A 12,160-nucleotide genomic window follows, 5' to 3' on the forward strand; every position below is an offset into this window, starting at 1 on the left:
AAGGCCGGTAGATACCGGCCTTTTCTAATGTTATTAAACTGGGATTACCAGATTCGTACTCGTTCTGCAGGTGGTACGTACATTGGATCTCCTTCTTCGATCACAAAGGCGTCATACCATGCATCGATATTCTGAAGCGGTACATAAGCCCTGTACATTCCAGGAGAATGTGGATCGGTTTTGATCCTGTTCTTCAAGGCTTCATCACGCATTTTGGTTCTCCAAACAGTTGCCCATGAAAGGAAGAAACGTTGCTCTGGAGTGAATCCATCGATCTTTCCAGGATCTCCATGCTCTTCTAAATGGATCTGAAGTCCGTCAAAAGCAGCGTTCACACCACCAAGGTCTCCAATATTCTCACCAAGTGTAAATTCTCCGTTGATGAATACACTGTCAAGAACTTCGATATTGCTGTACTGCTCGGCAAGGTCGGCTCCAAGCTCCTCAAATTGCTCCAGGTCTTTATCGCTCCACCAGTTGTTCAGGTTTCCTTCCGCATCAAAACGCGCCCCGCTATCATCAAAACCATGAGAGATCTCGTGACCAATCACAGCACCAATTCCACCATAATTTACAGCTGCATCAGCTTTATAGTCATAGAACGGAGGCTGAAGAATAGCCGCAGGGAATACGATCTCATTGAAACTTGGGTTGTAATATGCGTTCACCGTTTGCGGAGGCATGAACCATTTGGTCTTGTCAACCGGCTGGCCTAATTCAGACATATTTTCGGCAACTCTCCATTTTTGGGCATTGAGCATGTTCTGGAAGTAGGAACCCCCATTTTCTGGTCCTGTGATCTCCAGATCACTATAATCCTCCCATTTATCAGGATAACCAACTTTTACGGTAAAAGTGCTTAATTTCTCAAGCGCCTTTTTCTTGGTATCTTCGCTCATCCAGCTAAGATTGTTGATCCTGGTTTCGTAAGCCTTCACGATATTGGCGATCATTTCCTGTGCCTTTTCTTTAGCTTCAGCTGGGAAATGTTTGTCTACATAAAGTTTACCAAGAGCTTCTCCTACGGTTCCATTTACAGTGGCAAGGGCTCTTTCATTTCTAGGCCTTTGTTCCTGTGCACCCTGAAGAGTCTTATCATAGAATTCCCATGATTTGCGCTCCAGTTCGGTAGTTAGGGCAGGGGCTGCATCGTTGAAAAGATTCCATTTTAAATAGGCTTTCCAGTCTTCAACTGAGTTCTTAGCGATGATCTGCTGAAGGGCTTTCATATAACCAGGCTGAGAAACGATGATAGTATCCAGGTCTTTTGCACCAATTCCTTCAAAATAAGCGTTCCATTTCATTCCTGGAACCGTTTTTTGAAGTTCAGAAACCGTCATGGGGTTGTAGGTCTTCCTGGCATCACGACGCTCCACTTTGTCTAGCTGAGGTTCAGCCAGGCTGGTTTCAAATGCAAGGATGGTTTCTGCTTCAGCTTTAGCCTCTTCTTCAGAATAATCAATATACTGAAGCATTTCAGCGATATAAGCTTTGTACTTCTCTCTTTTCTCTTTAGAATCTGAATCATCAGCTACATAATAATCCCTGTCTGGAAGTCCAAGGCCAGATGGATAGATGTAAGCAGCGTTCATATTACTGTCTTTTCTATCTGGCTGAACTCCAAATCCGAAGAATCCGGCACTTCCGTATTTGCTCATCTCAACCAGGAAAGCCTGAAGGTCTTCCTTGTTCTGGATCGCATCTATCTTTTCAAGATAAGGTTTTACCGGCTCGATACCCTGCTCGTTCCTGGTAACGGTATCCATAATACTTTTGTAAAGAAAAACGGCTTTAGCCTGGTCGCTGGAAGCGTTTAGGTCTTCGCTTTTTGAAGAGCTTTCCAGCAGGGCCAGTGCATCCTCGTCAGTTCGTTGTCTTAATTCCTGAAAACTTCCCCAGGTGGTACGGTCTCCGGGAATTTCGGTAGAATCGAGCCAGGCTCCGTTCACATATCTAAAGAAATCTTCTTTAGGAGAAGTAGTAGTGTCCATATAGGCAAGATTGATCCCATGAACCTCTTCGTCTTTTTCTACCTTTTTTTCATCATCGTTGCAACTGGTTAAAATACCCAGTCCAAGAAATGATAAAAGCAGTAGGTTATTGATCTTTTTCATTATTGTTAAATTTTATAAATCGCGGCTAATATATTAAAAGAAGCCTTCATTTTATGATTAATTATCTTCAAGGTCATATTGAAGGTCTTTACCCTTCATTACTGCCGGTACTCCTTCGGTCATCCACACCGGTGCAGGCTCACCTTTCAGGTAATGATCAAAGAACTGCATCATTCTAATGGAGAGATCCTGGCGATTCTTCATTTTCCGAAGGTTATGGGCTTCGTCGTTATACACCAGTAACCAGGCTGGTTTATTAAGCCTTCTCATTCCCATGAACATTTCGATTCCCTGGTAGTATGGCACAGCTCCATCTGCATCATTATGCATCATCAGTAATGGAGTCTCGATATCCGGAATTCCGAAAAGCGGAGAGTTTTCCAGGTATAGGTCCAGGCCTTCCCAAAGGTTCTTTCCAATACGGCTTTGGGTTTGCTCATACTGAAACGCGCGGCTGAGTCCGCTTCCCCATCTTATTCCACCATATGCCGAAGTCATATTACTTACCGGAGCACCAGCCATGGCCGCAGCGAATTTATTGGTTTTGGTGACCAGGTAGGCAACCTGGTAACCGCCCCAGCTCTGTCCCTGTATAGCCATATTCTCCTGGTCAATATATTCTAGTTTTTCCAGGGCTTCAACACCGGAAACGATACAATTGTAGGCGCTTTCTCCTGGTTGACCTTCAGAATAAACAATATCCGGAACAAATACGATATAATCATTACTAACCAGGTAAGACATGTTCACCACCGAAGCGCTGGGCTGAGGTGAATAATATCTGTGCAGATTATCACTTCTTCTTTCGTAGAAATAAGCGATGAGCGGGTATTTTTTATTCGGATCGAAATTCTCGGGCTTATAAATAATGCCTTCGAGTTTAGTACCATCGTACGCTGTCCAGGAAAATGCTTCAGAAGTTCCCCATTTAAAATCTTTTTGCTGGGGATTTGCGTTGGTTAGCCTGATGGCATTTGAATTCCTGTTCTCATACAGGTACAGATCAGGATAATTCTGAAAATTGCTTTTACGGTAGATCATTATATCTGCATCTTCGGCCACTGCAACGTCATCCAGCACCATATTTTCCGGGTCCAGAATTTTTTCCATCTTTCCATTTCCAGTGTTCAACAATAGCAAACTTCCTGTTTTGTCCTTTTTATCGAAAGCATTTACCAGCAGGCGATTTTTAAAATATGATGCCTGGTCCCTATTTTCACGGTCCAGCCTCATGCTGCGGTATTCGATCTTGTTTTTCCTTCCGTTTTGAGTAATATTCTTCGGAACTTCATTTTTTTCAAGATCTGCCATCCAGATATCATACTGGTCAAAGATCAGGGCTTTCCCATCTTCTGTAAAGCCGCCAAATCCATAAGAACCTGCAGAGGCAGGTACATCATTTTCCACATCCTGAAAATCGATTTCAAGAGCACCGGTCAGATTCCTTTTTTCATTCTTTTCAAGGTTCAGGACGTACCAGTTCTGGTCTTCACGGTTAAAATAGACCGCATATTTTCCGTTAGGGGAAGGGTTGGGGCTGGCCGAACTTTCTTCCAGAGCCAGTCTTTTTGAACCAATTCTGGTGTCAACGATGTAAAAATCCCTACTCCACGGGTATTTCCACGAGCGCGAAACATCATAGGGTGAGGAAGTATACCCTAAAATATAGCGATGCTCACGGTCTTTATCCAGTTCAAGGTATTCCAGTTCCTCATCGTGAAGTGTCACGATCCGGTAATCTTCGGTGTTCAAATAAGATAAAAAGGCTTTGTCTTCCAACTGCTTTAATTTCACTTTCTGTTCTGGCTGAATGAGCTTGTCCCTGTAATTCCATACATCCACATCTGGCACTTCTTCTTCCAGCAAAGTAGTGTCTACATCAAAATTCCTCGAGGGGCGAGAATAGAAAAATAGTCTTTTGGCATTTTCCGAGAAAAACGGATCCTGGGCTGCACTGAGTTTCCATCCTTTTCGAAGATTTTTTCCGAGGGTATCGGTAACCTGATTTAATGAATTTTCCCGAAGGTGAAAAAGTTCAAATTTCAGGCTGTCCTTTTCGGTTGAATCCCGGGCAGTGATATAGGCCATTTGATCTCCCATCTTGCTAACCGCGATCCCTGAATAGGCGAACCTTCCGGTATCGATCACTTTTTCTGAACCTTCCATTAGGTCATATTCAAAGACCCCGATATCGCCTTTCTTTTCTCCCTTTGTTTTTGAATAGAAGAGTGCAGGTGCATCTTCGGCCATTTTGAAATCCTTTATCTGGAAGATCGTATCGGCTTTTTGGGCTGATAGATCATATACCAGGGCATATTCAGCTTCCAGGGCCAGGTTCTTCTTTGGCTTGGAAACACTGTCTTTAGAGGCTTCTGAAGTCCTGGTAGAATCTTTAGATTTTTCTGGTTTCAGATCCTTGAACTTCTCGATCACAACCCAACCCGAATATTCTTCTGGAGCCTCATATTTTTTCACCCTCTGAATGCTGTCTAAAAGGTTGTTATTTTCCACATTGTAAATAAAGAATGCATTTTTTGATTGCTTCTCTTTCTTTACATCGTCTTTTTTCTCCTGCCTTATTTGTTCATAATCGGGTTTTCTTAGAAAGTAGATATATTTTTCGTCTGCTGAAATAGTAGCATCATACCCGTTATGATATTCAATGCTTTTACCAGATTTTCTATTAAAGATCTTCAGGTAGCCATCACCCCTTCCGGTAGAGGTATTAACCTCGGTTACTATCAGGTTACCCGAATTGGAGATCTGAGAGCTTTGAACAGATTTCCAAAGATCATAGTCTTCATGGGTTAAGGCTCGTTTTTGTTGAGAAAATCCTACTGCTGTTGTGAGCAACAGGAATAAGGCAATACGTAAATACATAAGATAAGTTCTTTTCTTTTAGATGGGAATGAGGGCAAAAGGTTTAATTTTTCTTTAGTTTGGACATATATGCCTCGTCGAACATTTTTTTCATTTCGGTTACTTCTTCCACATTTTCATTCGGTATGGTGATGGAAAGTACATAATGGTGAATCTTCCATTTGCCATTTTCCTTTGTGACCACTCCTGAACCCCTGCAGATTCCCATATGGGTTTCCAGGAGTTCGTCAAACCAGGCCATTCCCATATTTTCATGGATGTAAACATTGCGTTCCAGGGTTTTGAAGTCCCAGGCTTTTCCCGAATCGAAATATGGTTTTGCGAATTTTTTGAATTGTCTCAAATTCCAGTTTTCAGTAGCATCAGTACCAATGAATACAGCATCTTCAGTCATCTGTTCAAAATATTCGTCAAAATTGGCCGAGGCAGCAGCCTTATGCCAGGTCCCCAGGGTTTTATTTACCTGCCGTTCCACCGCTTTGATGTTCTTTTCGGTGTTCTTGACCTGAGCATTCAATGCAGGAAGAAAGAACAGGCCTGAAAGCAGGATGCTAATAAAAATTGATTTTTTCATTGGTACGTTGTTAATTGATATTTTGAGTGGGTTGCTGGTTTTGAATCCTGGCGGCCGAGTCCATTTGCCGTTCCATTTCCTCGAACTCATCCAGTTCGGCTTCAAAGTCTTCGATACTTTTCAAAAAGATCTCGTTAAGCTGAAGCTTAAAATTGTTGAATTCGGTATATAATTCACTGCCGGTTTCGGCGATCTTCCCGGCATCGGGCTCCTGTTTCATCGAGTATTGTTTGAGCAACTGCGCCTTGGTGTTCACTACATTCAACCTGGCTTCCACGGCTACAGATCGCAGGCTATCCGGTATTGAATTAGACAGGGATTCCATGATTTGGGCAATGGCTCCGGCATCGTTCATAAGCTGGTTGACATTGGCATTTTCCAGCTTGTTGATTTCATTCTGGGCCGTTATGAACTCCACCCATTTCAAAGCCTGATCACGCGCTTCTGGTTGAAGAGAAATGGGTTGATCGTCTATTTTTAAAGAGGCCTGGAAAGCAGTGGTATCCATGGCCTTTTCAGCAGATTCTTCCGCATCCTGTTCCGTTCTGCAGGAAAAGATTGAGAAAATGCTAAGGAAAATGATGAATTTCTTCATGTTTTAATTTCAGCTTCTTACAAAGTTATTGATTATTTGCCGTTTTAACTTGCGAAAATCGAATTGTTGATTTCCTAAAAAGTAACCCGAAGAAAATTAGTTTATTGCGATTTCCGGCCTATAATTAAATATATTTGCAAAAAATTTAATGTATGGCGCGAAAAATTTTGATCATTGGTGCTTGCGGGCAAATTGGGACAGAATTAACGATGAAGTTAAGAGAGATGCATGGCAACGAAAATGTGGTTGCCAGTGACATCAGGGAAGGAAGCAGGGAACTGATGCAATCTGGCCCTTTTGAAATTCTGAACGCTACCGATGAGCCTCATATTCGTGAGATCGTTGAAAAATATGATATCAGGGAAGTTTACCTAATGGCCGCCATGCTGAGCGCCACAGCCGAAAAAGCGCCTATGAAAGCCTGGGACCTGAATATGGATTCCCTTTTTCACATTCTGAAACTGGGAAGAGAAGGGATGCTGGATAAGATCTTCTGGCCTTCCAGTATCGCGGTTTTTGGACCTTCCACGCCAAAAGAGGGGACTCCCCAGACCACCATTATGGAACCTACCACCGTTTACGGGATAAGTAAACAAACCGGGGAAAGATGGTGTGAGTATTTTCACAGGAAATTCGGGGTAGACGTACGAAGTATCAGGTATCCCGGGATCATCAGTTATAAAACCCTGCCTGGTGGTGGAACTACAGATTATGCCATCGAGATCTTTCATGAAGCCCTCAAGAATTCAGAATATACCAGTTTCCTTGCAAAGGATGCTGCCTTGCCAATGATGTACATGGATGATGCCATCAAGGCTACCATCGATATCATGGAAGCTCCCGCTGAAAAGATAAAGGTAAGATCGTCCTACAATCTTGCGGCGATTAGCTTTACTCCTGAAATTCTTGCGGAAGAGATCAAAAAACATATCGAAGACTTTAAAATATCTTACGAGCCTGATTTTCGCCAGAGCATAGCAGAATCCTGGCCTTCCAGCATAGATGACTCGGCTGCCCGCGAAGACTGGGGTTGGGAACACGAGTTTGATCTGGAAAAAATGACAGAGGAGATGCTCAAGGGAGTTCAGGAAAGCCTGAAGGAGAACGCCTGAAAAAGTATTAAAAAAGATAAGGTCTAAAATAAGAAATGCCCCACGCTGCAGCGTGGGGCATTTTTACTCGGTACTCAGAAAAAATTATATTATTCGATCACGCGTACTTCTGTAGCGTTCACTCCTTTTCTTCCTTCTGTTTCTTCGTACTCAACTCTGTCACCTTCCTGGATAGTTTCTCCATTCAAGCCGGTTACGTGTACGAAAATGTCTCTTTTGGTGTCGTCGTTGGTAATGAATCCATAACCTTTTGATTCATTAAAAAATTTAACTGTGCCTTGCATAAAAATAATAAATTAATAAAGCACAAACATACAGGTAAAAAATTTAGAATCGACTGAAAATCAGAATTTTTTGTAAAATTTTTTTGATTATCTTTTAATCAATTCCCCTGTCTCTCATTTTTTTCATGTTCTCTTCAGATAGGGTATAGTCCTTCAGTCTCTTACCTTTCCAACGCACATATAGGAATATGGGCATGAAGATAAACGCACTCACGAGAACCGAAATTCCTATGATTCTGTCACCTGTTAGAATCTCACCCGTCAGGCGAAAATAGAATCCAACTCCAATGGCAATTAGAATGGAAATTCCCAGGATCTTCATAAATAGCTTCATTTTACCAGTATTTTTTTGATTTTTCTATCAAACCGTAACTTCGATCAATTTCTTACGGTAGGCCGTTAGCATTTTAGATTTGGAAATAAAACCTACATATTTTCCCTCTTTGACCACCGGAAGATTCCAGGCATCGCTTTCCTGGAACTTTTGCATGATATTTTTCATGCGATCTGTATCGAGGTCGATGATCTCAGGCGCCTGTTGCATGATGTCCTGAACTTTTACCTCATCATACAACTTTTCATTGAACATGATGGGGCGAATATCATCTAAAAGTATAATACCCATGAAATTACGATTTTCATCGACCACGGGAAAAATATTTCGGGAAGATTTTACCACTCCCTGGTGGATCACATCTCCAAGGTTCATATTGATATCCAGAGGAATGAAATTCTTTTCGATGACCTGGGAAATGTTCATCAGGGTGAGAACTGTATGGTCCTTATCATGGGTTAACAGGTCTCCTCTTTGAGCGAGTTCCATGGTGTAGACCGAATGTGGCTGGAATTTACTGGTGATCATATACGATATCGCCGCTGTGATCATGAGGGGAATGAACAGCTCATAACCATGGGTGAGCTCAGCGATCAGGAAAATTGCGGTAAGGGGGGCATGCAGCACTCCGGCCATGAGGCCAGCCATACCCACAAGTGTGAAATTACTAACCGAAATTTGATTATTGAACAATCCCAGGTTGTTAAGTAGTAATGCAAAACCGTGACCCATGGCACTCCCCATGAACATCACAGGTGCAAAGATACCGCCAATTCCTCCAGCACTAAGTGTAAGTGAGGTGGCAATGATCTTAAAGATCACCAAACCTGTTAACAGGAAGATGACCACCCAGATGTTTTCCAGGTAAGCATTAAAAAGATTGGTACCAAGGGCCTCCAGGTAATTTTCCTGAAGTAAATTGTTTACCACGCTGTAACCCTCACCATATAGGGGTGGTATAAAAAATATGATGAGTCCCAGCAGTAAACCGGATGTAAGGAGCCTGAGGATCTTAGACCGAATCCTGAACATTATTTTCATCAGGCTAAAATGAACCCAGGTGAAATAAATAGAACAGACCGCCGCCAGTGTACCCAGCAACATATAATAGGGGACTTCGGAAATGGTGAAAGCGTCCTCTAGGTAAAAAGGCAAAATGATGTCACTTCCGTAGAAGAAATAGGAGGTAAGCACAGCAGAGACCGACGCGATAAGCAAGGGCAATAACGAGGCCAGTGTTAGGTCCAGGCTAAACACTTCGATGGCGAATATGATCGCAGCGACCGGAGCATTAAAAATGGAAGACATCGCGCCCGCAGCGGCACATCCAATTAACAGGGTCCTGGTGGTTTGATTTAACAGGAAAAGTCTTGAAAGATTTGAACCTATGGAAGCACCGGTTGCTACCGTGGGTGCCTCGAGACCTACCGATCCTCCAAATCCCACCGTTATCGGTGCGGTAATAAGGGAGGAATACATCTGGAAACGTTTCATGATCCCCTTTTGCCGCGAAATAGCGTATAGAGTGGAAGGGATCCCCTGTCCAATCTTTTTTCGGATTATGAATTTAAAGATCAGGTAAACGATCAAAAGCCCGATCACAGGAAAAATGAAATAAAAGGCGTTGTGATAGCTTATAAACGTATCACCTTTTAGCAGAACCTGAATAAAATGGGTAAGGTTCTTAATGGTAACAGCACAGATCCCGGCTATAAAACCTATAATGGCACTGATGATCATCAGGAACTGCCGATGCGAAAGATTCCTGGATTTCCAGTTCAGGAATTTATGCAACAAAGATCTGCGGAATTTTGGCACTATTCAGGGAATTAGCCTGTGAATATAAAAAATCCCGCGATAAGCGGGATGTGATATTTATAATTTCAATTGAAGATGTAATTCGTCTAATTGCTCTTTGTCCAGGTTGGCCGGGGCATCGATCATTACATCGCGTCCTGCGTTATTTTTAGGGAATGCAATGAAGTCCCTGATGCTTTCCTGACCACCAAGAATGGCAACCAGCCTGTCAAAACCAAAGGCGATACCTCCGTGCGGCGGAGCTCCATACTGGAAGGCATCCATTAAAAATCCAAATTGCTCTTTCGCCTCTTCAGGTGTAAATCCAAGATATTTGAACATTTGAGACTGGGTTTCTTTGTCATGAATCCTGATTGATCCTCCGCCAATTTCGTTTCCGTTCAAAACAAGGTCGTATGCATTAGCGCGTACTTTTCCTGGCTCTGTTTCCAGAAGCGCGAAATCTTCCTTTTTAGGGGAGGTAAATGGATGGTGCATCGCATGGAATCTTTCGGTTTCCTCATCCCATTCCAGCAATGGAAAATCAACAACCCATAGCGGGGCGAATTCATCAGCTTTTCTTAAGCCAAGTTCATTCCCCAGGTGCATTCTAAGTGCGCTAAGTTGAGTTCGCGTCTTAGTGGCATCTCCGGCCATTACCAGGATAAGATCTCCCGGATTTGCTCCGGTGGCTTCTGCCCAGGCTTTAAGGTCTTCTTCAGTATAGAATTTATCTACTGAGGATTTCAGGCTTCCATCTTCGTTATATTTTGCCCATACCAGTCCGTTTGCACCAACCTGAGGTCTTTTAACCCATGAAATAAGGTTGTCTATCTCTTTCCTGGTAAACGAAGCGGCTCCTGGAACGGCGATCCCAACTACCAGTTCCTGCTGGTCGAATACATTGAAACCTTTGTTTTTAGCAAGTTCATTCAATTCTGCGAATTCCATCCCGAACCTGATGTCTGGCTTATCATTCCCGTATTTTCTCATGGCCTCTTCGTAGGTCATACGTGGGAAATCGGAAACTTCAACTCCTTTTATTTCTTTCAGTAGATGCCTGGTAATGCCTTCAAAAATGTTTAGAATGTCTTCCTGCTCCACAAAAGCCATTTCGCAGTCGATCTGGGTAAATTCCGGCTGGCGGTCGGCACGAAGGTCTTCATCGCGGAAGCACTTCACGATCTGGAAATATTTATCCATTCCACCCACCATCAACAATTGTTTGAAGGTTTGAGGAGATTGCGGAAGGGCATAAAACTGGCCTTCGTTCATCCTGCTAGGTACCACGAAATCACGGGCACCTTCTGGAGTGGATTTTATCAAATAGGGAGTTTCAATTTCGATGAAACCCTTGTTAGAAAGGTAATTCCTTACTTTCATGCCCACCTGGTGGCGGAACATTAGCTTGTTCTTCACCGGATTTCGTCTAATGTCAAGGTACCGGTATTTCATTCTAAGGTCCTCTCCACCATCTGTATCATCTTCAATGGTAAAAGGTGGTGTTTTAGAAGAATTGAGGATCTTGAAATCCTCAACCAGGACTTCAATCTCGCCGGTGGCGATATTCGGGTTTTTAGACTCCCGTTCAATTACTGTTCCCTCAACCTGAATAACAAATTCACGAGCCAGGCTTCCGGCCTTTTCCATAAGCTCTTTAGAAGATCGTTCTTCATCAAATATCAACTGGGTGATGCCGTAGCGATCACGAAGATCAACCCAGATCATAAATCCCTTGTTCCTAACCTTTTGAACCCATCCGGATAGGGTTACTTTATTTTCAATTTGCTGAGCATTGAGTTCACCGCAGGTATGACTTCTGTACATGTTATTCTTTAATAATTTAGAATGGGCACAAAAGTAAGAAGTTAAACAGTTTTACTGAACCTTTGGAGCTTAAAAATTATCTCATTTTCCGCTGATCTTCGGTTTAGGTTAAATCATAAAAAATGTAAATCAGCTAAAAAGCGCTCCAATGTTAACTTAATGTTACCTAAATATTGATTGTTTGTAAACTTTCGTTATATTTGTAAGTATAAGGTTAACAAAAGAAGCTATGAAGACTATAAAAAATATCATATTAGGGGCACTGTTCGTATGCGGAAGTGCTGCTATTGGACAGAACGAAGCTCCTAAACCTGTTTTTGAAAAGCAGGGTGATCTAATTAAAGGAACATTTTATTATGAAGACGGAAGTATTAGACAGGAAGGTACGTACAAGGATGGAAAACTCCATGGAGAGTGGGTTTCTTACGACCAAAACGGTGAAAAGACAGCCATCGCAACTTACCACCAGGGAGAAAAAGACGGAAAATGGTTTTTTTGGAATGGTGATAAACTTACTGAAGTAGATTATGATAACAGCGTGATCGCTGCGGTTAACAGTTGGAAAAGCGAAAGCGCCATCGTTAAGAACTAATCGAGCTTAGATATATAAAAAAACCCCGCCAATTGGCGGGGTTTTTTTATT

10 protein-coding genes are annotated in these 12,160 nt (G+C 42.5%); 2 read left to right on the forward strand and 8 right to left on the reverse strand.

Going from position 1 to position 12,160, the window contains the following annotated elements; translation table 11 throughout:
• Window positions 1-44: 44 nt before the first annotated feature.
• The 4 genes from MKO06_RS06220 to MKO06_RS06235 are packed head-to-tail and all read right to left on the reverse strand — an operon-like array spanning window position 45 to window position 6,163.
• Window positions 45-2,114 carry a M13 family metallopeptidase gene (locus MKO06_RS06220; RefSeq protein WP_241549792.1) on the reverse strand — a complete coding sequence of 690 codons (2,070 nt, stop codon included), beginning with the start codon at window positions 2,112-2,114 and terminating at the stop codon, window positions 45-47.
• A 57-nt stretch (window positions 2,115-2,171) separates the two neighbouring features.
• Window positions 2,172-4,994 (reverse strand): S9 family peptidase, encoded by a 2,823-nt coding sequence (locus MKO06_RS06225; RefSeq protein ID WP_241549794.1) that lies wholly within the window; start codon window positions 4,992-4,994, stop codon window positions 2,172-2,174.
• A gap of 43 nt (window positions 4,995-5,037) precedes the next feature.
• Window positions 5,038-5,568, reverse strand: a complete 531-nt coding sequence (locus MKO06_RS06230; RefSeq protein ID WP_241549796.1) for a nuclear transport factor 2 family protein — start codon at window positions 5,566-5,568, stop codon at window positions 5,038-5,040.
• A 10-nt stretch (window positions 5,569-5,578) separates the two neighbouring features.
• Entirely contained in the window at window positions 5,579-6,163 is a 585-nt protein-coding gene (locus MKO06_RS06235) for a hypothetical protein (RefSeq protein WP_241549797.1), read from the reverse strand.
• 152 nt (window positions 6,164-6,315) lie between these two features.
• Here MKO06_RS06235 and MKO06_RS06240 point away from each other — a divergent pair, with 152 nt between their 5' ends.
• Window positions 6,316-7,275 carry an NAD-dependent epimerase/dehydratase family protein gene (locus MKO06_RS06240; protein WP_241549799.1) on the forward strand — a complete coding sequence of 320 codons (960 nt, stop codon included), beginning with the start codon at window positions 6,316-6,318 and terminating at the stop codon, window positions 7,273-7,275.
• Window positions 7,276-7,364: 89 nt separating this feature from the next.
• Here MKO06_RS06240 and MKO06_RS06245 read toward each other — a convergent pair whose 3' ends face one another.
• The 4 genes from MKO06_RS06245 to aspS form a co-directional block, all read right to left on the reverse strand.
• Window positions 7,365-7,559: a cold-shock protein gene (locus MKO06_RS06245; protein WP_107011798.1), complete on the reverse strand. Its 195-nt coding sequence runs from the start codon at window positions 7,557-7,559 to the stop codon at window positions 7,365-7,367.
• 94 nt (window positions 7,560-7,653) lie between these two features.
• A complete protein-coding gene (locus MKO06_RS06250; RefSeq protein ID WP_241549801.1) occupies window positions 7,654-7,893 on the reverse strand; it encodes a hypothetical protein in 240 nt (79 codons plus the stop codon).
• 27 nt (window positions 7,894-7,920) lie between these two features.
• Complete coding sequence (locus MKO06_RS06255) at window positions 7,921-9,633, reverse strand: chloride channel protein (protein ID WP_241551032.1); 1,713 nt, start codon at window positions 9,631-9,633, stop codon at window positions 7,921-7,923.
• Between the two features lie 135 nt (window positions 9,634-9,768).
• The gene (gene aspS / locus MKO06_RS06260) at window positions 9,769-11,517 is read right to left on the reverse strand and encodes an aspartate--tRNA ligase (protein ID WP_241549803.1); all 1,749 of its coding nucleotides are present in this window, start codon (window positions 11,515-11,517) and stop codon (window positions 9,769-9,771) included.
• 229 nt (window positions 11,518-11,746) lie between these two features.
• On the opposite strand from aspS, the gene MKO06_RS06265 reads away from it, so the two are divergent.
• Window positions 11,747-12,109 carry a toxin-antitoxin system YwqK family antitoxin gene (locus MKO06_RS06265; RefSeq protein ID WP_241549804.1) on the forward strand — a complete coding sequence of 121 codons (363 nt, stop codon included), beginning with the start codon at window positions 11,747-11,749 and terminating at the stop codon, window positions 12,107-12,109.
• The last annotated feature ends 51 nt before the right edge of the window (window positions 12,110-12,160 follow it).

It is taken from the genome of Christiangramia oceanisediminis (assembly GCF_022570735.2).
Taxonomy (GTDB): domain Bacteria; phylum Bacteroidota; class Bacteroidia; order Flavobacteriales; family Flavobacteriaceae; genus Christiangramia; species Christiangramia oceanisediminis.

Coding starts and splice junctions, on each gene's coding strand:
- MKO06_RS06230 (WP_241549796.1), bottom strand. CDS start 5,568: ATGAAAAAATCAATTTTTATTAGCATCCTGCTTTCAGGCCTGTTCTTT.
- MKO06_RS06265 (WP_241549804.1), top strand. CDS start 11,747: ATGAAGACTATAAAAAATATCATATTAGGGGCACTGTTCGTATGCGGA.
- aspS (WP_241549803.1), bottom strand. CDS start 11,517: ATGTACAGAAGTCATACCTGCGGTGAACTCAATGCTCAGCAAATTGAA.
- MKO06_RS06240 (WP_241549799.1), top strand. CDS start 6,316: ATGGCGCGAAAAATTTTGATCATTGGTGCTTGCGGGCAAATTGGGACA.
- MKO06_RS06225 (WP_241549794.1), bottom strand. CDS start 4,994: ATGTATTTACGTATTGCCTTATTCCTGTTGCTCACAACAGCAGTAGGA.
- MKO06_RS06250 (WP_241549801.1), bottom strand. CDS start 7,893: ATGAAGCTATTTATGAAGATCCTGGGAATTTCCATTCTAATTGCCATT.
- MKO06_RS06255 (WP_241551032.1), bottom strand. CDS start 9,633: ATGATCATCAGTGCCATTATAGGTTTTATAGCCGGGATCTGTGCTGTT.
- MKO06_RS06220 (WP_241549792.1), bottom strand. CDS start 2,114: ATGAAAAAGATCAATAACCTACTGCTTTTATCATTTCTTGGACTGGGT.
- MKO06_RS06245 (WP_107011798.1), bottom strand. CDS start 7,559: ATGCAAGGCACAGTTAAATTTTTTAATGAATCAAAAGGTTATGGATTC.
- MKO06_RS06235 (WP_241549797.1), bottom strand. CDS start 6,163: ATGAAGAAATTCATCATTTTCCTTAGCATTTTCTCAATCTTTTCCTGC.